This is a genomic window from Mesohalobacter halotolerans, assembly GCF_006120725.1.
In the GTDB taxonomy this organism is placed as follows: domain Bacteria; phylum Bacteroidota; class Bacteroidia; order Flavobacteriales; family Flavobacteriaceae; genus Psychroflexus; species Psychroflexus halotolerans.
Genome location: NZ_SWMU01000001.1, coordinates 814,891 through 838,764 on the forward strand (window position 1 = coordinate 814,891; position 23,874 = coordinate 838,764).

Sequence of the window (23,874 nt, forward strand, 5' to 3'; positions counted from 1 at the left end):
AAATTAAGCATTTTCAGATATGGTGAATATAATAGTAAGCGAAACTCCAACAACTACAAAATAAACACCGGTGTCAAAAAACAAAGCCGAGCCAATTTTTCCAATCACTGGAATATGACCGCTCGCCCACAATCCTGTCATAAATGGTAAATCTTGAAAAAACACGGGTGTTACTGCACTTGCAAAGGAAATCAATAAGCCAAGGGGCATTAAAAATCCTGGATGAATTTTTATGATTTTGCGTGAATTTTCTAAACCGTTTGCAAAAGCATCCAAAACAAATGCAATAGCGGCGATAAGACCACCTACAAAACCACCACCTGGCAGATAATGACCTCGCAGCAAAATAAACACCGAAAACAAAAGCAATACTGGTAAAAGTATATCAGATGCTGTTTTTAGGATTAATGTTTTCATGATAATTTTTTATTTTTTATCTCTTGCTTTTAGTCTGAGTTTTAAAAGGCCAAAAACCCCTATTGCTGCTACGATAAGTACTGTAATTTCAATTAAAGTATCACTCCCTCTAAAGTCAACCAATATAACATTGACAACATTTTTACCTTTTGCTAAAACATAAGAATTTTCTGCATAAAAATTACTGATTTCTGAATTTTTAGGCTCGCTAATTACTTTTAAAATCAAAAATGTAATCATACCACCGAAAATAGTTGATAGAATACCATGTTCAACACGTAAGTAGTTTTTTGAGAATTTGAGATACTTGGGCAATCTATATAATACTAAAACAAATAATATAACAGTCAGGGTATCGACTGAAAACTGTGTCATGGCCAAATCTGGCGCACTGTAAAATAAATAGAGCAAACAAAACGCAAAACCAATAATTCCCATTGCAGCAACAGCAGCTAATCGCGATGGTGTAAATACTGTAAACAAGGTGGACAAGAACATTATGATGATAATGACTATTTCATAAACCGTTAAGTCAGCCAAAGTATTGTAATCAATTTTTAAAACGGGGTCTTTGAGTAAAAGATAACCAACCAATACAATGATAAACGTGACATAAGTTGCTACATAATGTCTTAAATACCCATTTTGGAATAACATAGTCCAGTATTTAGACATAATTTTAAACAAAGAGACCAAGTATTGTGTTATTGATTTGGGAGAGATAAACTCAAATTTTTCAGAGAACCTTAATAGTTTATCTGAAGGTTTTAGAACAAGATAAACTATAACACCAAACGCGATCGTTAGCGTTGATAACCAAAACATAGTATTAAATCCATGCCATAATTTGAGATGCAAACCACTTTCGCCACGACTTAAAACTTCAGCACCCGGCATAATTAAACTGTCGCCCAGTAAATATGGCATAAAACCTAAAACCAAGCCTAACAAAACCATCAGCATTGGCGGTAACCATAAGCGAATACTTGGCATATGTAAATGTGGTAAAGCTTCTGGTTTTTTGCCTAGAAAAGGTTTTACACCAACTAAAAATCCACCGTAGAACAGTAGAACGTTAGTCGCAATGGCAATTCCTGTGAGTAACCAAGCATTGTTTTTAAAATGTAAAGTAGATTCGTAGATTAAATCTTTTCCTACAAACCCAAGCGTAGGAATCACACCACCACTGATTAAAGCGGCAACAAATCCAGCGACAGCGATTGGCATTAAACCTTGTTTTAATCCAGACAATTTTGTGATGTCTCTGGTCCCTGTTTCGTGGTCTATGATTCCCGTAATTAAAAACAACGATGCTTTGTATAATGCATGGACAACAATAAATACCATTGCGGCGACCAAAGCTTCATAGGTACCCAGACCGGTTAAAAAAGTCAAAATCCCCAAAGCACAAATGGTGGAATAAGCCAGTATGGCTTTTAAATCTGTTCTAAACAGCATTTGTATGGCAGAATACAACATGGTTATCGCACCAATAGTAATTAAAGTTGTATTCCACAAAGACGTTTCACCCAAAATAGGGCTGAACCTTAATATGAGGTAAATTCCTGCTTTAACCATTGTTGCCGAGTGAAGATAGGTAGAAACCGGCGTTGGCGCTTTCATAGCTCCAGGCAGCCAAAAATGAAAAGGAAACTGAGCCGATTTGGTAAATGCAGCTAAAAAGATCATGACGACTATAAATGTATAGCTACTACTCATGGCAATTTCATTACTCATAGAGAGCATTTCTGAAATGGTATAAGTAGAAGTCACCTGTCCTAAAATAACTGCTGCTGCGAGTAAAAATAAACCACCAACCCCTGTAATACCTAGAGCCAGCAAGGCAGATTTTCTAGAGCTTTTACTTTCGTTATTAAAACCAATGAGAAAAAAGGAGCTAATGCTGGTTAATTCCCAAAAAATAAACATGGTAATTAAATTGTCTGAAAGCACTAAACCGAGCATTGCCGCCATAAAAATACCGAGATAGGCATAGAAACGGTCTAGATACTCATGACCTTTTAAATACGAAGAGGTATACCAAAACACTAGTGTCCCAATGCCGGAAATCATTAATACAAACAGGAGAGATAAGCCATCAAGCATAAAACTCAAATCAACACTGTATGACGATATCCAGCTATATGAGACCTTTATGACATCATTTTGGGCTATATCACCAATAAAACTTAAGAAGTATAAAAATGACGTCAGCGGAATTAATGTAGAAAGCCAAGCCCAATTACCTTTTATAAATTTATGTATAAAAAGAATAGCTATTGAAAGTAAAAAGCCAAGACAGACTATAAAAAGCATATGGTTAACTTTAATTGCAAATATATAAGGATTTTTAAAAGAAAATAAGACTTAAACTAATACCATCAATAAAGACTTTCAAAAATATATTAGTAAATGTAAGCTTTGGAACGATTTTAGATTATAAATTTGTTAAAAAATCAATCATGAAACGACTTCTTTTTTTAATGGCTTTAATTTTAATGGCTTGTGATGAAGGTAAAAGCGTATATATAGCAGATTCTTCTGGCAATCTTAATATGGTCAACATCATCTCCGAAAACCAATTATGGGATAGTAAACTAGGTGAAGATATCAGAGATTTGATGGCCAAAGATGCAGAAGGCTTACCTCAAAAAGAACCGCTTTACAAACTTAGACATATCCCAAATAAGGCCTTTACAGGATTTGCCAAGAAAAATAGAACTTTTTTAAAATTTGATCTTGGGAAAGAAAATAAAATAACTTTCGCAAAAGATAGCTTTGCAAGACCTCAATTAGGAATTTTTATTAAAGGCAGAAATGAGGATGAGCTCATCAAAACTTTTAAAGACAATCAAAATAAAATATTAAACGCTATCAATAATACTGAAATCAGTGAAAAATGGAGACGGATGAACAAGTCTCTTGAAGACGATACCAAAATTAAAAACCTTTTAGGCATCTCTTTGAAATTTCCAACGGCATACAGATTTGCTAAAGAAAGCAACGACAGTTTTATCTGGTTGAGAAAAGAAATCAAGAAAGGCAGTATGGAAATTTTTATATATGAAGTTCCTGTTACTAAAATAGAAAATGAAAACTCTGTAGTATCCAACATTGTCAAAATAAGAGATTCGATAGGCAAATCTAACGTTCCAGGACCTCGACCAGGAACTTATATGATTACAGAAGAGGCATATATGCCTTACCTCTACGAAACTAAAATTGATGGGAAATTTGCCTACGAAACCCGTGGGACATGGGTTGTCAAAGGGGCTTTTATGGGAGGCCCATTTCTTAATTTTGCCATTAAAGATGAAGTTAATAACCGCTATGTTGTCTTAGAAGGCATTGTTTTTAAGCCCACAGCCGAAAAGCGTAATAATGTATTTGAGATTGAAGCAATTGGTAGGTCAGCTAAGTTTATTGATTAATTAAAACCGGTACCATTTTTTCTTTTTTACTTCTTCTGAATAGCCATAACCGTATCCGTAATTATAATCATATCCTTTTTTAGTGTTAACACCATTAATAGCTATAGCTAAATTGTTGAGCTTTTTGAGTTCTTTAAGTTCCTTGATGTGATTTAATATTTTTAATTCTGTATAATTTGTCCTTACCATGTAAATGATAATATCGGCATATTCAAAAATGGTTGACGTATCGGTTACCAACATTGTTGGGGCTGTATCGACTAGAATATAATCGTATTGCTTTTTTGCTTCTTTGAATAATTCTTCTAAACGTCCATTGTTTAAAAGTTCTGATGGATTAGGTGGTATTTCGCCAGATATGATAGCATCAAAATTCAAATCATTTTTAAGTTTCAACTTAATGTCTTCCAGCTTCAAATCTCTGTTTACAAGATATGAAGACAAACCAACAGTATCTTTAGACACATCTAGATAGTTGTGAAGCTGTGGATTTCTTAAGTCACACCCTACTAAAAGGGTTTTTTTATTATTTGAAGCTAAAACTGATGCTGTATTGATGGCTGTAAAAGTTTTGCCTTCTCCTTTTGTACTCGATGTAGAGAAAAATACTTTGGGGTCTGAATTATTGTTTTTATCTAGGGTAAAATAATTCAAATTGGTTCTCAATATCCTGAATGATTCTGCCAGAGAAGAGTTGTCAGTGGGTTTGATGATTTTTTCGTTGTACTCTTTGTTAAATGGGATTTCTGCTACGATAGGAATATTAAGTCGCGATTGCACCTGTTCTTTGGTTGAAATTTTTGTATCAAAGAGGAAAACTAGATATAAAATTCCAATAGGAAGTCCAAGTCCTATTATTAAACCTGACAGAAAGATGATGCGAGTTTTAGGGCTAATTGGATCTGACGGAGTATAAGCATAATCAACAACTTTGGCAGTTGGTGCTGTAATTGCGGCTGTTAAAGCAGCTTCTTCTTTTTTCTGAAGTAAAAACACATATAGTTTTACTTTTACAGCTTGCTGTCTTTGAATTGAGCTGATAATTTTTTCTTTTTTTGGCATAGATTCAATTGTAGCATCTGCGCGTTCTTCCCTTAACGAAATATTTTGAAGTGAAATTTCTAAACCTTTTGTATAATTTTGAATAGAATTTTTTATGTTGAGGTTGAGTTTTTCAAGTTCATCCGACAATGCTTTGACTTGTGGACTTTGAGTTGTTGAAGAGTTTAGTAACTTATTTCTCCTTAAGACCAACTCATTATACTGTTCGATCAAACTGTTTGTTGTACTATTGTCAATACCAATATCGCCGGGAAGCAAACTATATGGACTATTATTTTCAATTTCATTATTTAAGTATCGTGTGATTTGAAGTTGATTTTCAATTTCTGATTTTCTTTTTTCGGCTTCAGAATAGGTTTCAAACATCATTTCTGCCCCACTTTGTAGGTCTACAATGTCATTTGAGCTTTTGAAGTCAACCAGATCAGACTCTACGGTATCCAATTCGCTAACTAGCATTTTTAGTCGTTCGGAGACAAACATTTTCGTTTTTATGGCTACTCTTCTATCGTCTTCAATCCCGTCTTGGATAAATTTATCAATCAATTCATTAACAATAGCTTCATTTTTAACTTTATTTTCACCATTAATTTTAATTTGCAAAACTTCGCTAATATCACCTATGGGTTCTATGTTTATTTTTTTGTTTAATAGACTTTCGACAACATTATTTACTGGTCTGTAATTAAAAAAAATAGTTCTTCCGATAGGCGATTTGTTTTGATAATCAAATACAGGATTTCGATGAATTACAAATTGAGCATTTTCGATATTGATTTCTTCACCAAACGTAAATACTTTATTGAAGGAGTTTTCTGAAATTTTTAATTCAAATTGACTGTTACTTATGAGTTTAAAAATAAAGGTATTACTTTTTATAAAGTCTGTATTTCCATTATCGGTATTCAGCCAATTTACTTTAAATGGTACCTCATCACCGAAGACTTCATTGTCTATAATTCTCCCACTCACGTAATAGTATGTATCAAGATTAAGCTCATTTACAACCTTTTCAATAATTCTTCTAGACTTTAAAATTTGAATCTCATTTTCAAGGTTTGTTTTACTCATATCAAATAGGGGAGAACTGCCATTTAGCCCGGATAAATCAAATCCACTATCTTTCTTTTTGAGAATTTTTACTTTGGCGCTTGTTTCGTAAATATTTGGAGAATACCTCAAATACAAATAGCATATGCCTAAAGTAATAAGCAGACTTAATAAAATCCACCTCCAAAACTTCAGGTATCTGAATATTTCTTTTTTTAAGCTTTCGTCGCTATTGGTGGTATCTTGATATGGCGTATGGTTTTCGATAGGCATCTTGGATGATATTATATATTAACGTGCTAATATGACAACTGCAGAAAAAAGAATTGACACAACAGATAATAGTGTACCAACATTACTAATAAAACCAGCTGTTTTAACTTGAGGATTATTTGGTTCTACATAAATCCAATCGTTTTGTCTGATAAAGTAAAAATCTGAATTCATCCAATCGGACTTTGTGAGATCTATCCTTTTGGTTATTCTTTTGTCATCTAAGGTTCTCACAATTACAATATTGTCTCGTCTACCTCTGATTGTTAAATCTCCAGCCATACCCAATGCTTGTAACAAAGTAAAATTAGGCTCGGCAATCTCATAAGTGCCGGGCCGGTTAACTTGACCTTGTACTGTAAACTTATAATTTAATATTCTAACAGATACATATGGATTTTTTAAAAAAGGTGAAAGTTTAGTTTTTATTTTTTCTTCGGCTTGGTCAAGATCTAAGCCGGCTACTTGTACTTTACCGATTTCAGGCATATTAATATCACCTGATTCGTCCACAATATAACCTTGTAATTTGAGAATAGGCAATTGTTGGTTGCCAACGTTGTTTTGTGTTATGGTTTTGGTAAAAGGAATAACGCTTTCAGGGTCAAGAGTTTTGATGTCAACTTTTAAGATGTCATTTATTTGAACCTTTGGTTTTGGCTTTATTTTACTAATGTTTTCAAGTTGTGAATCATCTATATCTTGTAGATAAATCACTTTTTTTTTACTCGCACAACTGCTCAAAAAAATAACTGCTAGACAAAAGATTATAAACTTACTCATACTTGCAAATATAATTTTTTTGAATGTATTTAGTAATAAATTCTTAGATTTGTATTTAAAATGTTTCAACTAACCTATCCATTATGAATACAATAATAAAATATTTGTTTCATAAACTTAAAAAATTATCAAAATACCACGTTCCTCGAATACTTATTTTGTGGATTGATACGGTTTTGAGTTTTCTGGCGTTGTTATTGACTTTTACATTAATAAACTCTTCTACAATAAGTTACTTTGAAATTGATGATAATTATTGGATTAATTTTGGTATCATATTTATCATTCAATTTTTATCTATTGTTCTTTTCAAGTCTTATCTCGGTATCATAAGATACACCAATTTAAAAGATGCTTTTAAACAAATACAGTCTATTTTATTTACGATAATAGTCATCTACACCATTAATATTGTCTGTGATTTTTTAGGTATAAGCAGAATTTTTACAAATTCAGGTGTTATTGTATATGGTTTTATTGCCTTTACATTTCTGTTTTTTTACAGAATTATCATAAAGGAAATCTATCAAGCCATACATACGACGAGTGCTTCTAAATACGTATACGTGTTAGGTACAAGCCTTACAGATGTTGCTGTTGCAGAAAGCATAAATAATGATGTACAAACCGAATACCAACTGGCTGGATTTATTTCTGAGAGTAAATCTTTAAATAAAAAACGTATTCTTAACTTACCTATCATTAGTCTAAGTGAGGTAGAATCTTCAGAAACTCATAATACAGTAATTGTTACAGTGGATAAAATAAAACGCTTAAGAAAAAATGAATCAAAAATTTTAAATATACTCCTCGATAAAAATTTTAACATCTATAAACTCCCAGAAATTGAAAACTGGGATGAAAAATCTATACTGTCAAATATTAAAAAAGTTAAACTTGAAGATTTATTACAACGAACTCCAATCAAATTAAATTGGTCTAAACTTAAAGGGATATACAACAATAAAGTTATTTTAGTTACAGGAGCGGCCGGTTCTATAGGCAGTGATATTGTAAAGCAACTCACATATTTTGAGCCTAAGACTATAATCATGCTCGATAATGCTGAAACTCCGCTTCACGATATGAGCCTTTACATGAGTCAAAAACATAATGATATTCATTTTGAGGCTATTATTGCAGATGTCAGAAATCTTAAGCGCCTTCAAGAAATATTTGATGTTTTTAAACCTGAAATTGTATTTCATGGTGCAGCCTACAAGCACGTTCCAATGATGGAAAATAATCCAGTTGAAGCTTTGGATGTCAATTTTTGCGGGACAAAGCATTTGGCAGATTTAGCAGTTAGACACAAAGTGGATAGATTTGTATTTATATCTACAGATAAAGCAATAAATCCAACAAATGTAATGGGAGCTTCAAAAAGGGCTGCAGAGCTATATTTGCAGTGTAAAGCCAGAAAAAATAAAGACCAAACTACCTTTATCACAACTAGATTTGGTAATGTCTTGGGTTCCAATGGTTCTGTGATTCCATATTTCAAAAAACAAATTGAGCAAAGACAAGCCTTAACTGTGACACACCCAGAAATCACGCGTTATTTTATGACCATAGATGAAGCTTGCCAATTGGTAATTGAGGCTGGCGCAATGGGTAAAGGTGGAGAAATTTATGTTTTTGACATGGGTAAGCCAGTCAAAATATTAGAGTTGGCAAAAAATTTGATAAGATTATCCGGTCTCACGCCAAACGTAGATATTGATATCAAATTTGTAGGACTAAGACCAGGCGAAAAACTGTACGAAGAACTCCTAGCCGATAAAGAAAATACATTGCCTACTCATCATCAAAAAATACTGATTGCTAAGGCGAGTTATGATTTTGATAATACCAAAATAAAACTACTGAACGATTTGATTTATTTTATCCAAGAAAATAATCAAAACAACAGCCTTAAAGGCCTGAAACTGCTTGTGCCTGAATATAAAAGCACATCCTTAAGTAAAAAAGATAAAAAAAATGGCACTCATATTTCTTAAATATGTTGTAAGCCTATCTGTTTTTTTTGACAACACAATACAATACTAATAAATAGCTCTACTCATCATTATACTATTAAAGATAGTATCTTTGTAAGGTAAATATTTGTTAATAACGTATTTGATTTATGGATTACCTCATCCTTAGCCTATATGCTTTTTGTTTATGTCTTGTGTTTCTTTATAGTTTGGCTCAACTCAATCTTTTGATAAATTATATTAAAGCCAATAGGAAAACACAGAGCGCACCAAAATTTGATTTTTCAGATGCAAACAACATTCCAATAGTCACCATTCAGTTGCCTATCTATAATGAACTTTATGTTGTAGACCGATTGTTGGATAATATATCTCAAATCAAGTACCCAAAAGATAAACTAGAAATTCAGGTCTTAGATGACTCCGTCGATGAGTCTATTTATACTACAGCCAAAAAAATAAAACTCCTTGAAGATTTGGGTTTTGATATCAAACATATTAAAAGAGATCATAGAGAGGGATTTAAAGCAGGCGCTTTAAAAGCAGGATTAGAACAATCTAAAGGGGATTTTATAGCAGTTTTCGATTCTGATTTTATGCCAAAATCAGACTGGCTTTTAAAGACCTTGCCCTATTTTAAGGATAAAAAAATTGGTGTTGTACAAACGCGTTGGGGACACATCAATAGAGATTACTCGCTTCTTACAAAGATTCAAGCCTTTGCTCTTGATTTTCACTTTGTCTTAGAACAGGTAGGTAGAAATTTTGGAAAACACTTTATTAACTTCAATGGTACTGCTGGTATTTGGAGGAAGCAATGTATCATTGATGCTGGTAACTGGCAAGGCGATACCCTTACAGAAGATTTGGACTTGAGTTATAGAGCTCAACTCAAAAACTGGCAATTCAAATACCTTGAAGAAGTTGAAACACCAGCAGAATTGCCCGTAATTATGAGTGCTGCCAGATCTCAGCAGTTTAGATGGAATAAGGGCGCTGCAGAAAATTTTAAAAAATTCAGTTGGCGATTGCTTAGGGACTCTTCAATATCTAAAGGGACAAAATTTCATAGTTTTTTTCATTTATTAAATAGTAGTATGTTTGTTATTGTACTTGCTATTTCCCTATTAAGCGTGCCTGTCCTTTATATCAAGAGCGCACATCCTGAATTATCATGGTTGTTTAATAGTCTTGCGTTTTTTGCGATTAGTACGATTATTTTTTTCTTTTGTTATTGGCAGTCCTATACCAGAATTCATGGTGGTGGGTTAAAAAATTGGTTTAAATTTATTGGGATGTTTTTTACTTTTTTCTCTGTAGCCATGGGGTTTTCTGTTCATAATACTATTGCTGTTATGGAAGGTCATCTGGGTAAAAAGTCTAGCTTTATCAGAACACCAAAGTTTAATATCAAAAAAGTAAAAGATACTTGGAAAAATAATATTTATATTAACAAAAGAATACCCTTAAGTGTAGTGATAGAAATTATTTTATTTATCTACTTTGGTTTTGCTGTTTTTAGCGCCTTTTACACCCACGATTTTGGTTTAATTATCTTTCATTTGATGTTATTCTTTGGGTTTGGCTTTGTAGCATTCAAGTCTTTAAACACAAATTCATAAGTTAACTTATGAAACCTGTCTTAATTTTTTTAAAACCCCTTCCTTACAAAACTTCCATTTTTGTATCTGTTTTAGGTGTTTTGGTTTATGGTATAATTGCCTTTTTTACTTCTAGAACAGAGTTTACTCAACTTATACTATTAACTGCAATCTCTTTTATCATAACTTACATTATTATTGAAAAAAGTGAATTGAATTTTAATCAATTATGTGTATTATCTCTTTTATATAGATTGGTTTTTCTAGTTTCTATTCCAAATCTTTCTCAGGATTTTTTTAGGTTTTTTTGGGATGGTCAACTCGTACTTCAAGGTCTAAGCCCTTATGCTGAAAATGTAAATTATTTTTTTAACAACGGTTTAGAATATAAGATTGATCAAGCTGAGATATTGCGTCAGGGTATGGGAAAATTAAATGCGGGCAATTATTCCAATTACCCAGCTTTTAGCCAATATATTTACGCTGTTTGTGCTTGGTTTGCAAAAGGTTCGGTATTGAGCTTTGTCATATCACTCAGGCTAATTTTAATTTGCTTTGATCTTCTGTTTATAGTGTTTGCAAAAAAGCTTTTGGTTCATTTTAAACAGAATCCTAAAAAATTATTTTGGTATGTTCTTAATCCTCTTTGTATTTTAGAATTAACAGGAAATCTTCACCTTGAAGGTGTTATGATAGCCTTTTTTGTGATTGCTTTTTATTTACTGATAACACAAAAGCATGTTTTAAGCGCATTATTTTTAAGCTTATCTATATCTACCAAATTGCTAAGTTTGATATTTCTTCCTCTTGTGTTTAAGTACCATACAAATAAATTTAATTTTTTAAATGCTTCAAAAAGAATGATATACTATAGCTTTTGGGTAATTCTATTATTAGGTATTCAATTTGTTTTCTTTTACGATGACCGTTTTTTTAACAACTTTTCAGAAAGTATTGCATTGTGGTTTGGAAAGTTTGAATTTAATGCTAGTATTTTTTATGTCATTAAGTGGATTGGGTATCAAATTTCAGGTTGGAATATTATTCAAACTTATGCTTTATTCATGCCTTTTCTAACTGTAATAAGTTTTGTGATTATTATTATAAAAAGCAAAGCAAAATTGATTAATCTACTCGAAAATCTCATGTGGATGTTTATGATTTATTATTTGCTATCCACTACCGTGCATCCTTGGTATATATTGTTTCCATTGGCTTTAAGTGTTTTTACCCCATTTAAAGCTGTATATCTTTGGTCTTTTTTGATTTTTTTGAGTTATTTTGCTTACAACACCAATGTAGTTGTAGAGCCTGCTTGGGTTTTGATTATAGAATATGGTATACTTATAATTTATATATGCTATGAATTAAAGCGTAAATTTTATTCAAGCCGTATTCGTAAAATTTTAAGTTAGGCTAATTGTTTTAAATATATACAGGGTTTAATTCAATTTGTATCTCAATTTATATTGATTTATTTCTTCAAGCAGTTCACCTGTAATTTCTACTTTTTTTGTCTTGCTGTGCGTATTGAGTTTGAGTTTTTCCGTCTTATCAAAAAGCACTACATCAACGATTTTATCACCTTTATATTTATTACAAATTTTAGATAAATTTTCGACAGTTTCCTCATCAATTTGGTTGATGTCCAATTGCAATTGTATTTTTTTTGAAAATGATGAAATCACATCTTGCAATTGCTTAAACGATAAATACTGGGTCCTGATTCGACCTGGTTCTCCGGTCTCACGATTGATGTATTGCGTAGGTTTTACTTTTAAATGAACAAAGTGATCGGGAATAAGATAATGCCGGTTTTTGAGATAATCCTCACCAAATATCCAAAACTCATGACTGTCCTTGTAATCTTCAAGCACAAACGTTGCAAAGCCTTTACCATTTTTGCTGACACGATGATTGACATCAGTAATAACCCCTGCAATTTTCATCTCTTTGTTGATGTAATCTTCCAGATGAGAAAATGCAGTGAGATCGGTATTACAATAATGTTTCAACTCCAGTTTAAAATCATCCAGTGGGTGCGCTGAAAGGAATAGCCCTACAACTTCTTTTTCGGCTTTTAATGTTTTCATGTTATGCCAGGGTTCACATGGAGGCACTTCCGGCTCAGGGATTTGAACTTCGCTAGCATCACCAAACAAACTAACTTGAGCTGAGTTTTTGTTTTCTTGGTAACGCGAAGCGTATTTAATGACTTTTTCAATAAATGTTTGTTCAGAATCATCGGTTTGGTGAAAAAATTGAGCCCGATGTTCATTGCCTAGATTATCAAAAGCACCAGCGTAAGCTAAACTTTCAAAGGCTTTTTTGTTGGCTGCCCGAAGATCGATACGGGTAGCCAAATCAAAGATGGATTGGTATTCTCCATCTTCTTTTCGATTGTCTACAATCGTTTTTACCGCATTACGCCCTACACCTTTTATTGCACCCATTCCAAAACGTATGGCATTATCTTTATTGACTGAAAATTTATAATACGATTCGTTGACATCAGGGCCTAAAACCGGAACACCCATACGACGGCATTCTTCCATAAAAAAGGTCACTTTTTTAATATCGCTCATATTATTAGACAATACCGCAGCCATATATTCTGCTGGATAGTGTGCTTTAAGATAGGCAGTCTGATAGGCAACAAATGCGTAGCAAGTGGAGTGGGATTTATTAAACGCGTAGCTTGCAAATGCCTCCCAGTCCTTCCATATTTTTTCTAATTTATCTTCTTCAAAGCCTTTAGATTTAGCTTGATTGATAAATTGAGGCTTCAATTTTGCCAGGACATCTTTTTTCTTTTTCCCCATGGCTTTTCGCAAAATATCAGCTTCACCTTTAGTGAAATCTGCCAATTTTTGAGACAGCAGCATCACCTGCTCCTGATATACTGTGATTCCGTAAGTCTCTTCCAAAATTTCCTGCATCTCCGGCAAATCATAGGTAATTTCTTCATCACCGTGTTTTCGCTTAATAAAACTCGGGATATATTCCATCGGTCCAGGCCTGTACAATGCATTCATCGCAATGAGATCCTCAAACACGGTTGGCTTCAGGTCTTTCATATGCTTTTGCATACCAGGGGATTCGTATTGAAAAATACCAACCGTTTCACCGCGTTGAAAAAGCTCATAGGTTTTCTCATCGTCCAGTGGGAAGCCCTCAGGGTCTAGATCTTTTCCATGCTTTGCTTTGACAATTTTGACCGTATCCTTAATCAGGGTTAAAGTTTTAAGCCCTAAGAAGTCCATTTTTAGCAAGCCAGCAGATTCTACCACATTATTGTCAAATTGAGTGACGTACAAATCAGAATCCTTAGCGGTTGCTACGGGTACAAATTTAGTGATGTCGTCTGGTGTGATGATTACACCGCAAGCATGAATCCCTGTGTTTCTCACTGAGCCCTCAATAATTCTGGCTTGGTTTATGGTTTCTGCTTGTTCATCCTGATTTTCGCTTAGTTGAAGCAGCTGCATGATTTTATCGATGTCTTCGCTTCTGAACTTGCTTTTGAGCTCTTTTTCGTCTTTTCCGAAAATTTTTGACAATTTGGTCATGTCAGGAACCAACTTCGCAATTCTATCGGCTTCATACAGTGGCAGGTCAAGCACTCGAGCGGTGTCTCTGATTGCAGATTTTGCAGCCATGGTACCATAGGTAATGATTTGTGCAACTTGATTTTCACCGTATTTTTCAATCACATAATCCATAACTTTACTACGGCCTTCATCGTCAAAATCGATATCTATATCTGGCATACTCACACGCTCCGGGTTTAAAAACCGCTCAAAAAGTAAATCGTATTTAATGGGATCGATGTTGGTGATTTTTAAACAGTATGCCACTGCACTTCCAGCTGCTGAACCGCGTCCCGGCCCCACGGAAACACCCATATTCCTGGCCTCTCGTATGAGGTCTTCGACGATAAGAAAGTAGCCCGGATAACCGGTGTTGGCAATGACGGAGAGTTCAAAATCTAAGCGTTCCCGGATGTCTTCGGTGAGTTCACCGTAACGTTCTTTAGCGCCTAAATATGTAATGTGTTTTAAGTAGGCATTTTCACCACGTTTTCCTCCATCGTCTTCGTCTTTATCATCTTTAAACTCTTCCGGAATTTCAAAAGCAGGCAGCAATACGTCTCTGGCTAAATCGTAAAACTCGACCTTTTCAGCAATTTCCTTGGTATTCAATACGGCTTCAGGATAATCTTTAAAGAGATGTTTCATCTCTTGAGCAGATTTGAAGAAATATTCATCATTGGGCAATCCATAGCGGTAACCTCGACCTCGGCCAATAGGAGTGGTTTGTTTTTCGCCATCCTTTACACAGAGCAGGACATCGTGTGCATTTGCATCGTCTTGATTTTCATAATAGACGTTGTTGGTCGCTACGAGTTTAACGTCATGTTTTTGAGCTAACTTTACCAAACTCTGGTTAGCACGATCTTCATCCTCTTGTTGATGTCTATTGAGCTCAATGTAGAAATCATCCTGAAATTGACTTTTCCACCAGATAAGTGACTCTTCTGCCTGATTTTCGCCAACATTTAAAAGTTTGGATGGTATTTCTCCGTATAAATTTCCCGATAAAACGATAATATCATCTTTGTATTGTTCGATAATCTTCTTGTCGATTCTCGGCACATAATAAAACCCTTTTGTAAAAGCTATCGAAGACATTTTGGCCAGGTTGTGGTAGCCATTTTTATTTTTGGCCAGCATGACGATTTGGTAACCGTTGTCTTTATGACTTTTATCTAAATGGTCTTCACACACAAAAAATTCGCAGCCTATAATGGGCTTAATGGTTTGTTCAGCTTGATCTTTAGATAGGCTTTGATTGTATGCCTTTGCTGCGTTTACAAAATGAAAAGCCCCCATCATGTTGGCATGATCGGTGAGAGCAACAGCAGGCATGTTATTTTTTGAGGCCACTTCAATTAAATCTTGAACCGATAATGTAGATTGAAGAATTGAAAACTGGCTATGGTTGTGTAAGTGTACAAAAGTTTCTTCAGAAAGATGTTCTAGATTTTGATTTAATTCTTGTTGAGTGGGTTTTTTTGTTTGATCAGGTTGATGTTGGTCTGCTAGTGCTTTTGAAGCTTTTTTAAGATTAGTATGTTTTATTCCGATAAGGCCAAAAGGCTCTAGATTTTTACTTTGAAATTCAGTAATATAGCCCGGTTCTGCCTTGAGTTCATCTTCAGTGAAATGTGCTTTTCTCAATAATTCTAAAAAACATCGGGTGGTAGCTTCAACATCGGCAGTGGCATTATGAGCTTCTTTAAAAGATTCATTAAATAAAAATTCGTGCAATTCAGTTAATGTGGGCAACTTGAATTTGCCTCCGCGTCCGCCTGGGATTTGACAGAGCTTAGCTGTTTTTTCAGTACAAGTATCTAATATAGGCATGTTTGTCAATGGGCTTTCAACTTGTGAGCGATAAAACTCAGCACCCATGATGTTGATGTCAAAATCTACATTTTGTCCAACTACAAATTTGGCCTCGTTTAAAGCTTTATTGAAAACTTTTAAGACCTCACTCAACGGTTGACCTTCTTTTTGTGCTAGAGCTGTAGAGATACCGTGAATTTTTTCTGAATCGAAAGGGATATCAAAGCCCTCAGGTTGAATTAAAAAATCTTGATGATCTACAAGTTCACCCCATTTATTATGAACTTGCCAGGCAATTTGAACCGCTCTAGGCCAATTGTCAACATCAGAAATTGGAGCATTGTAGCGTTTGGGTAAGCCAGTAGTTTCTGTATCAAAAATGATGTACATAAGTCGCTGAAGTTTGAGGTAAATTTATAAAATACAATCCAATATATCACTTTTGTATTTTTAAAATATTATGGATTATCACAATATCTTTTGAAAATATAATAACTGACTTTTGTCAAGTGTTTGATAAAAATTAGCTCTTCTTATACTTAATCTCAAACTTTTATTTTAATATTGCGTAAACAAAATCAATTAATTATGAAAAAACTAATTTTAGTTATCGGAATTGCATTAGTAGGTTTTTCTGTTAATGCGCAAAATTTTAACGTCGGTGTTAGTGGAGGTATTCCTACAGGAGACAACAGCGATTTTTATTCTTTTGGGATCATTTTAGATGCAAATTATTTGTACGATGTTTCAGAAGAGTTTAGTGTTGGAGCAACAACTGGGTTTATTTATTCTTTATTAGATTCAGACTTTGAAGGTGATGACGCAGGTTTTCTGCCCATAGCAGCAGCAGCACGCTACTCAATTTCTGAAGAATTTGTTCTTGGAGCAGATTTGGGTTACGCATTAGGAGTAACACCATCTGAACTAGATGGTGGGTTTTATTATGCACCAAAACTTCAATATTATTTCACTGAAACCATCAGTGGTGTTGTATCTTATAGAGGTATAAGTGTAGACTCTGATGCTGGTGGAAGCGCAAGTTTTGACCATATTACATTTGGTGTTGAATTTAAATTATAACACCTAAATTTATTAAATCTTAAAACCAGTCTAAACTAATTGGGCTGGTTTTTTTATTTGCGTGATTTTCCGCAAAATTTATTTCAACATCTATAAAAGTTTATATTAATTTAATAATTACATTCAATAATAGTTTACTTTTGTTCAAACAAAAAAAATTAATCTTATGAAAAAATTTCTATTTATTACTTTAATCACATTTGCTAGTTTTTCTGTTAATGCGCAAGAGGAGTCAAGTGCTTTATCAGAGGGTAGTTGGTTAGTTGAGGCTAACACCGGTTTTGGTGGTGGTGATTTGGGAAACCCAGCTAATACAAGTTTTAGCTTACTATCGATTGATGGGACTACACTATGGTCTGTAGGGGCTGAAGGAGGTTATTTTGTTATAGACAATTTAGCGGTTAAACTTGGCTTAGGTTACAACGACTTTGATGGAGCTTCATCATTTTCTTACAAAGTAGGTGCAAAATACTACATTGCCTCTCAGTTTCCTGTACAACTGGATCTGGTTGGAGCATCAGGAGATGATGTTTTTGGTGATGAAACCCCACTTTGGTTAGGATTACAAGGGGGTTACGCATGGTTTGTTGCTGATAATATATCTATAGAGCCTGGATTAAGATATGGGCTTTCGTTAAACGAAGACTTTACTGACGAAGGAATATTAGAATTTAATATTGGATTTGCGTTACACTTTTAGTCATTAATTAAAAATTCTTCTTCCTCTTAATATTAACCAGCTATTCTAGTATAATAGCTGGTTTTTTTGTTTTTATCTTTTAAGAAGTGGATTTTGACTATTTTTATTGGCTTAGGGATTGAGGCGTGACGACTGCCGAAAGCCCGACTCCCGCAACTGCGGGAGAAAACCCCTAAAATATCATATTCCAATGTTCTATAATTTTGTATATGAATAAGCCTAAATAAATAAAACTCACCAAGGCTTTCATAAACGTTGAGGCCAAAAACCCAACAAAAGACCCAATCGCAGACCTAAACGCATGTTTTGAATTGCTTTTCGAGTTGAATAAAATTTCACCCAAAAAAGCTCCTATAAAAGGGCCGATAAGAAAACCTAAAGGTGGAAAAAATAAACCTACGATCAACCCAACAGTTGAACCGATAGCTCCTGAGCGACTTCCTCCCAGGTAGCGGGTTCCTAAAATGGGAATAATGTAATCCATGGCAAAAATCAAGGCCGCTATAAATAGCGTAATGCCTAAAAATGTGTAATTAAAAGGAATTTCTGGAATACAATAAAGACAAAGAATACCTAGCCAGCTGATAGGTGGGCCGGGTAAAACAGGAAGAAAACTTCCTATAATTCCAACAAAACATAAGATAAGCCCTAAGGTGATAAACAAAATATCTACAAGCATATGTTCTCTTATATCTCAATTAAATATGAGAAAATGAAAATTTTATAAATACAAGTTTAATTAATTTCAGAATATCATAAGTATATTAAAACCGTATTTTTTCAAAACATTTCTGTTATTTTTGCAACACTTTTCTTTTAACTTTAAATTGGTATAGCATGCAACTGTACAATACATTAAGTGCAAAAGAAAGGGCGGCGCTTATTGAACAAGCTGGTGAAGACCGGCTTACGCTTTCCTTTTATAAATACGCACAGATTGGCAACCCCGAACTGTTTAGAAATCACTTGTTTGTAGCTTGGGATGCTATGGACGTTCTCGGTAGAATATATGTAGCTCACGAAGGTATTAATGCACAACTCTCTGTTCCTGCTAAACGCTTTACAGAATTTAAAGCGTTTATTGACGATATTTATTTTTTAAAAAACGTCAGGCTTAATATTGCCATTGAACAAGACAATAAATCCTTTTTAAAACTTAAAATTAAAGTCCGACCAAAAATTGTAGCCGATGGGCTGCAGGATGAAACCTTTGATGTTACCAATAAAGGCATGCATGTCGACGCTGAGAAGTTTAATCAATTGATAGAAGACCCGGACACCGTATTGGTTGATATGCGAAATCACTATGAAAGCGAAATTGGCCATTTTAAAAATGCTGTAACTCCCGATGTTGACACCTTTAGAGATTCTCTGGACATCATTGAAAACGACCTTAAAGATCATAAAGAAGATAAAAAACTAGTGATGTATTGTACCGGAGGCATTCGTTGTGAAAAGGCGAGCGCATACTACAAGCATAAAGGGTTTAAACAAGTCTACCAACTAGAAGGTGGTATTATAGAATATGCCCGACAGGTAAAAGCTAAAGGACTTGAAAATAAGTTTCTAGGAAAAAACTTCGTGTTTGACCACCGCCGTAGTGAGCAAATCTCTAATCAAGTGATTGCGCGATGTCATCAGTGCGGTGAGCCTTGTGATACTCATGTCAACTGTGCCAATGAAGCCTGTCACTTGTTGTTTATTCAATGTGAATCATGTGCAAAAAAAATGAATAATTGCTGTTCAACAGACTGCCAAGACATTATCAAACTGCCCTATGATGAGCAAAAGCGCCTCAGAGCAGGCAAGAAAAATAGCAACAAAATTTTCAAAAAAGGACGCTCACCGGTTTTAAAATTTAAAGTCTAGCGTAAGGAAGTAATACCTCATCAGACTTAATTACTGTCCTAAACCTATGTATTATGAAAACCATAAGTCTTTTGATTTTTTTATTTCCGATATTGATATATGCCCAAAACATGGGTAATGCTGAGCTTAAGACTGTTATACAATCTCAAGCCGATGAAGTAAAAGGTCAAGATGGACAATGGCAATTTAAAATTAATGATCGCGTGTTGATTTGTGTAACAGATAACAATCATAATCGCATGCGAATAATTACACCTATTGTTGAGATTCAAAAGTTAAATACTGAAGAAATCTTAAGCGCCTTAGCAGCTAATTTTCATACAGCTTTAGATGTAAAATATGCCATTTCTGATGATATCATGTGGTCTGTATTTATTCATCCTTTAAAACAACTAACCAAAGCTCAAGCAAGAGATGCTATAGAACAAGTTTACAGTGCTGCAGAAACTTTTGGGAGTTCATATAGCAGTACTCATCTTGTATTTCCAGGGTCAGAAGAGTCTGAAGAAAACACAGATAAAGAGACCGTTCCACTCAAGCAAGGTTAAATTACGGAAAAATCTTAAAATATTTTGGGGTGATTACTCAACAGATTGATTACTTTAGGACTTAAATCTTAGCATATGAATTGTTCAAAACTCGGTGTTGTATTTCTGCTATTTTTTTCGTTTTCCCTATTTGCTCAAAGCGAACAACTTAGTGTAAAAATTGATCGTAAAATTAGCGATTGGCATCAAGCGGCGGCAGAGGCTGATCTTGAAACTTACAGTAACTGCATGACTAAAGATGCTGTGTTTATAGGCACAGACCCTACAGAATACTGGAGAGGCCAGGATTTTATTGATTTTGCAAAGCCTTATTTTGATAGGGGTAAAGCATGGACATTTTATAAATTAAATCGTCATATTTATATAGGAACCGCAAAACAAACGGCTTGGTTTGACGAATTACTCGACACACCAATGGGCATTTGTCGTGGCTCAGGTATTTTAGTCAAACAAAAGGACCAATGGAAAATTAAACATTACGTGTTGTCTATCACTATTCCGAATGAAAATGTAGAATCGATTAAGAAATTGAATAGAAAATTTAACCAAAGCTTTATTAAAACGCAAAAGGCTAAATATTGAATAAATATTTTTTTACTGACTAAAATATGCTTCTAGCTCCTTTAATGTTGCCGGAGTAGTTTTAATATCTTTGACCACTTCACCTTTTTCTAAAACTACAATGCGTTTACAAACATCGGTTACGTGCATTAAATCGTGACTGGAAATAAGAACTGTGGTTTGGTTTTGTTGCGTAAGTTCATTGAGGATTTTTTTTAATCTAATCTGTGTTGTCGGATCTAAATTGGCAAAGGGTTCATCTAAAATAATCACTTCAGGATTGCCAATCAGGGCAGCAACAATACCCACTTTCTTTTGGTTTCCTTTAGATAAATCTCTTAAATATTTCTTTTGATTGAGAATTTCGTCGTGGAAAAAATCCTCAAAATTAGCAAGCAAATCATTAACTTCAGACTGATCAACACCTCTTAAATCACCGATAAAATAAAAGTATTCTTCCGGTGTAAGATAACCTATAAGAAAACTCTCATCTATAAATGCTGAGGTATATGGCTTCCATTCTTCACTCTGATTAACAACGATATCTCCATTAGTTATTTCACCAGTAGTCGGTTTAATAAGGTCAAGGAGTAAACTAAATAACGTTGTTTTACCTGCGCCATTATTACCAACTAAACCAAAATTTTGTCCTTTAGGAATGTTTAAATCTTCAACTTTTAAGACTTCCTGTCCGTTATAAGATTTGCTGATATTGGATATGTTTATCATAGTCTGTTATTTTTTTTCGTCAAATGCTGCAATGGTTTTATACTTCTGTTTTTGGTAAATGTTTTCAATGAGGTTTAAAAATTGATTTTGAAAAATCAATCCTAATAAACCACTTAAAGCCAAAGTGATAATACCGGCGTCAAAACTGATAAAATAATAAGGTATAAAAAAGATGACAATTGGCCCTAGTATTTTTGGTATGCTAATCAAAAGTTGAGTCAAATTAAAACCGTTAGTATTTTGAAAGGCTTTGGCTTTGACATTCAATTCAACCGGTACGCGATTAAGTGCACCACCATAAAGTGTTATAAAGGAGTTTAAGCCGATATTAAATGAAGCACCAGCCAAGATTAATTTGTAAATGTCCCAGCCGAAATACAAATAGGGTAAACTCAGGATAGTAGAGACTGTAACGGCAAATACCATTAAAACTAATTTTGATTTTAAGTATTCGCGATAGGGAATATTTTGACTCATCATCAACTTGTAATATTCGCTGTCCCAAGACGGCACCAATTGTCCAAAGGTTAATAAAAATCCACCGGTGATAAACATAGAGGCAAAAGCTAATATTGCTGGATTGTCACGGTATATTTCAAATGTGTAGAAAAACAATCCGTAAAATAAGAAGAAAAATGAAGTCAATAAGACTTGTTTAGGTCTAGCATTTCTCAAAATGAGCTTTATGTCATTTTTTAAAAAAGGGGCAATATTGCCAAATTTATCTACAAATTTTAAATCTAAGGCTTTAACTTTTTCGGTTTTTTTAGTTATGGCACCATCAATGTAAAAGTGTTTTATATAATATTGATAATTGGCATAAAAAGCCAGTCCCATTAACAGTAGAGGTAATAAAATCCAAACAGGATTGGAGTACATGCCGTAAAAAAAGACCTGTGCATAGGCCGTTATATCAAAAATTTCATAGCGTTGAAGTCCGATAAACACTAAAACAAGGCCGACAATTAAAAAGAAATAAATGTTGGTTTTATTGATGAGGTAGACGGTGAAATTATTGAGAAAAATCAAGCTTAAAACCCCAAAAAACCAAGCTGTGACATATAATGGATGATAACCTTTGACAATTAAAGTAATACTAAAAGGAATAAAAAACAATAGAGGTAAGATATTAAAAAAAGAGGTCATTGTTTTACCCAGTAAAAATTGAACCACTTTTTTTCGTTTAATTGGAATGATTAATAAAGGTTTGATATTAATGACAGGCATTTGTTGAATAAAGTACCTGAGACCAAGGTCAAACAAAAACCAGTAAATGAGATATTGGTTAAGCGACATAAGGGGATCAACCTCTGGAATGGCTTTTTGAAGAATAAAATAACCACCAATACCAGCCAATATAGCGATACCACCAAAATATAAAATACCTAAGACCATCAAAATCTTTATGGCAAGTGCGGCTTCAAAATAAGAAGATCTTCGGAATTGCTTCCATTGTAGAGACACAAATCGTTTAATCATATTAAAGATTTATTGGTTAGTAAGTTACATTGAATAATTGTTACAATTTTAAACAAAAAAATCCGATTCGAATAGAATCGGATTTTTTATAAGACTTGAATCGGTAAAATTTAATCTACCAAAACGATCACTTTGTTGTCTTTGCATTCTACAACGCCACCTTTGATATCGTAAGTCAACTTGTCATGAGTTTCTTTAAAAAACGACTTGGCCTTATCTTCAATATTTACAGTTTTGTCTAGCTTGATTAAACCCTCATTTAAAGTTGAAACTATAGGCGCATGCTGATTTAAAATTTGAAATTCACCTGTTTTGCCAGGCAAAGTTACAGCATCGACTTCCTGACTCATTAAAATTTGCTCTGGTGTGACGATTTCTAAATGAATAGTTTTTTTGTTATCAGGTTTCAGTTATCAGTTTGTAAAAATGAAACCAATTATTTGAATAGGAAATAGTTCTCGACTCCGCTTGAAAAAACAGTTATAGGGAATATGATACTAAAAGCAACTATCTTACTGCCTCATCGAGTGTAGTCGAGATGATGCGTGGTTATGCTGGAAATGGATATAAAAAATCCTGTAATCAATAAGACTACAGGATGGTTTTTTAAAACCCTATATCAATTAACTCAAGTAATGATCAAGAAAGTTTTATTTCATTTTTCTGATGCCGTAAACCGCACCGGCGATTAAACCCAAAGCAACTAAAGATGAAATAGGTGCCGGTGAGGTATCATCTTGTGATTCATCAAAAGGCGGTGGAAGTTGGGCAGAACTTATGGCTGTGACTAATAAAAAGCTCAAAATTAAAATGGTTTTTGATGCCTTAAAATTTGTTATTTTCATAATAGAAGATTTATTTTATATCCGATAATTTTAATCTTAAAATTAACTACGAAAAGTTA

General features: G+C 33.9%; 19 protein-coding genes. 9 read left to right on the forward strand and 10 right to left on the reverse strand.

What is annotated here, in order from left to right; all coding sequences use genetic code 11:
- Positions 1-3: 3 nt before the first annotated feature.
- Both FCN74_RS03820 and FCN74_RS03825 read right to left on the reverse strand, forming a co-directional pair.
- The gene (locus FCN74_RS03820) at positions 4-417 is read right to left on the reverse strand and encodes a Na+/H+ antiporter subunit B (protein ID WP_138931255.1); all 414 of its coding nucleotides are present in this window, start codon (positions 415-417) and stop codon (positions 4-6) included.
- Between the two features lie 9 nt (positions 418-426).
- Positions 427-2,733, reverse strand: a complete 2,307-nt coding sequence (locus FCN74_RS03825) for a putative monovalent cation/H+ antiporter subunit A (RefSeq protein WP_138931256.1) — start codon at positions 2,731-2,733, stop codon at positions 427-429.
- Between the two features lie 146 nt (positions 2,734-2,879).
- Here FCN74_RS03825 and FCN74_RS03830 point away from each other — a divergent pair, with 146 nt between their 5' ends.
- Positions 2,880-3,848 carry a DUF4837 family protein gene (locus tag FCN74_RS03830; RefSeq protein WP_138931257.1) on the forward strand — a complete coding sequence of 323 codons (969 nt, stop codon included), beginning with the start codon at positions 2,880-2,882 and terminating at the stop codon, positions 3,846-3,848.
- On the opposite strand, the gene FCN74_RS03835 is transcribed toward FCN74_RS03830, so the two are convergent.
- Positions 3,849-6,233, reverse strand: coding sequence for a GumC family protein (locus FCN74_RS03835; RefSeq protein WP_138931258.1), 2,385 nt, complete (start codon positions 6,231-6,233; stop codon positions 3,849-3,851).
- 18 nt (positions 6,234-6,251) lie between these two features.
- Entirely contained in the window at positions 6,252-7,016 is a 765-nt protein-coding gene (locus FCN74_RS03840; RefSeq protein ID WP_138931259.1) for a polysaccharide biosynthesis/export family protein, read from the reverse strand.
- 83 nt (positions 7,017-7,099) lie between these two features.
- Here FCN74_RS03840 and FCN74_RS03845 point away from each other — a divergent pair, with 83 nt between their 5' ends.
- The 3 genes from FCN74_RS03845 to FCN74_RS03855 all read left to right on the forward strand — a co-directional run bounded on the left by FCN74_RS03845 (position 7,100) and on the right by FCN74_RS03855 (position 12,011).
- Positions 7,100-9,016 (forward strand): polysaccharide biosynthesis protein, encoded by a 1,917-nt coding sequence (locus FCN74_RS03845; protein ID WP_138931260.1) that lies wholly within the window; start codon positions 7,100-7,102, stop codon positions 9,014-9,016.
- Between the two features lie 128 nt (positions 9,017-9,144).
- Entirely contained in the window at positions 9,145-10,617 is a 1,473-nt protein-coding gene (locus FCN74_RS03850) for a cellulose synthase family protein (protein ID WP_138931261.1), read from the forward strand.
- An 8-nt stretch (positions 10,618-10,625) separates the two neighbouring features.
- The gene (locus tag FCN74_RS03855) at positions 10,626-12,011 is read left to right on the forward strand and encodes a mannosyltransferase (protein WP_138931262.1); all 1,386 of its coding nucleotides are present in this window, start codon (positions 10,626-10,628) and stop codon (positions 12,009-12,011) included.
- Positions 12,012-12,038: 27 nt separating this feature from the next.
- On the opposite strand, the gene dnaE is transcribed toward FCN74_RS03855, so the two are convergent.
- Complete coding sequence (gene dnaE, locus FCN74_RS03860; RefSeq protein WP_138931263.1) at positions 12,039-16,394, reverse strand: DNA polymerase III subunit alpha; 4,356 nt, start codon at positions 16,392-16,394, stop codon at positions 12,039-12,041.
- A 198-nt stretch (positions 16,395-16,592) separates the two neighbouring features.
- Here dnaE and FCN74_RS03865 point away from each other — a divergent pair, with 198 nt between their 5' ends.
- Together FCN74_RS03865 and FCN74_RS03870 are read left to right on the forward strand one after the other, a co-directional pair.
- The gene (locus tag FCN74_RS03865) at positions 16,593-17,084 is read left to right on the forward strand and encodes a hypothetical protein (RefSeq protein WP_138931264.1); all 492 of its coding nucleotides are present in this window, start codon (positions 16,593-16,595) and stop codon (positions 17,082-17,084) included.
- Positions 17,085-17,250: 166 nt separating this feature from the next.
- Entirely contained in the window at positions 17,251-17,784 is a 534-nt protein-coding gene (locus FCN74_RS03870) for a hypothetical protein (protein ID WP_138931265.1), read from the forward strand.
- Between the two features lie 172 nt (positions 17,785-17,956).
- Here the strand turns inward: FCN74_RS03870 and FCN74_RS03875 are convergent, their stop codons facing one another.
- The gene (locus FCN74_RS03875) at positions 17,957-18,463 is read right to left on the reverse strand and encodes a DUF456 domain-containing protein (protein ID WP_138931266.1); all 507 of its coding nucleotides are present in this window, start codon (positions 18,461-18,463) and stop codon (positions 17,957-17,959) included.
- A gap of 158 nt (positions 18,464-18,621) precedes the next feature.
- Between FCN74_RS03875 and trhO the strand changes: the two genes are divergently transcribed.
- From trhO to FCN74_RS03890, 3 genes are all read left to right on the forward strand, one after another.
- On the forward strand, positions 18,622-19,653 hold the full coding sequence (gene trhO / locus FCN74_RS03880) for an oxygen-dependent tRNA uridine(34) hydroxylase TrhO (protein ID WP_138931267.1): 1,032 nt from the start codon (positions 18,622-18,624) through the stop codon (positions 19,651-19,653).
- A 53-nt stretch (positions 19,654-19,706) separates the two neighbouring features.
- Positions 19,707-20,201, forward strand: coding sequence for a YbjN domain-containing protein (locus FCN74_RS03885; protein WP_246062548.1), 495 nt, complete (start codon positions 19,707-19,709; stop codon positions 20,199-20,201).
- 75 nt (positions 20,202-20,276) lie between these two features.
- Entirely contained in the window at positions 20,277-20,783 is a 507-nt protein-coding gene (locus tag FCN74_RS03890; protein ID WP_138931268.1) for a nuclear transport factor 2 family protein, read from the forward strand.
- A gap of 12 nt (positions 20,784-20,795) precedes the next feature.
- Here the strand turns inward: FCN74_RS03890 and FCN74_RS03895 are convergent, their stop codons facing one another.
- The 4 genes from FCN74_RS03895 to FCN74_RS03910 all read right to left on the reverse strand — a co-directional run bounded on the left by FCN74_RS03895 (position 20,796) and on the right by FCN74_RS03910 (position 23,815).
- Positions 20,796-21,491, reverse strand: a complete 696-nt coding sequence (locus tag FCN74_RS03895; protein WP_138931269.1) for an ABC transporter ATP-binding protein — start codon at positions 21,489-21,491, stop codon at positions 20,796-20,798.
- A 6-nt stretch (positions 21,492-21,497) separates the two neighbouring features.
- On the reverse strand, positions 21,498-22,970 hold the full coding sequence (locus tag FCN74_RS03900) for a DUF5687 family protein (RefSeq protein ID WP_138931270.1): 1,473 nt from the start codon (positions 22,968-22,970) through the stop codon (positions 21,498-21,500).
- Between the two features lie 110 nt (positions 22,971-23,080).
- A complete protein-coding gene (locus FCN74_RS03905; RefSeq protein ID WP_394348018.1) occupies positions 23,081-23,320 on the reverse strand; it encodes a hypothetical protein in 240 nt (79 codons plus the stop codon).
- Between the two features lie 300 nt (positions 23,321-23,620).
- Positions 23,621-23,815, reverse strand: coding sequence for a hypothetical protein (locus tag FCN74_RS03910; protein WP_138931272.1), 195 nt, complete (start codon positions 23,813-23,815; stop codon positions 23,621-23,623).
- Positions 23,816-23,874 lie beyond the last annotated feature (59 nt).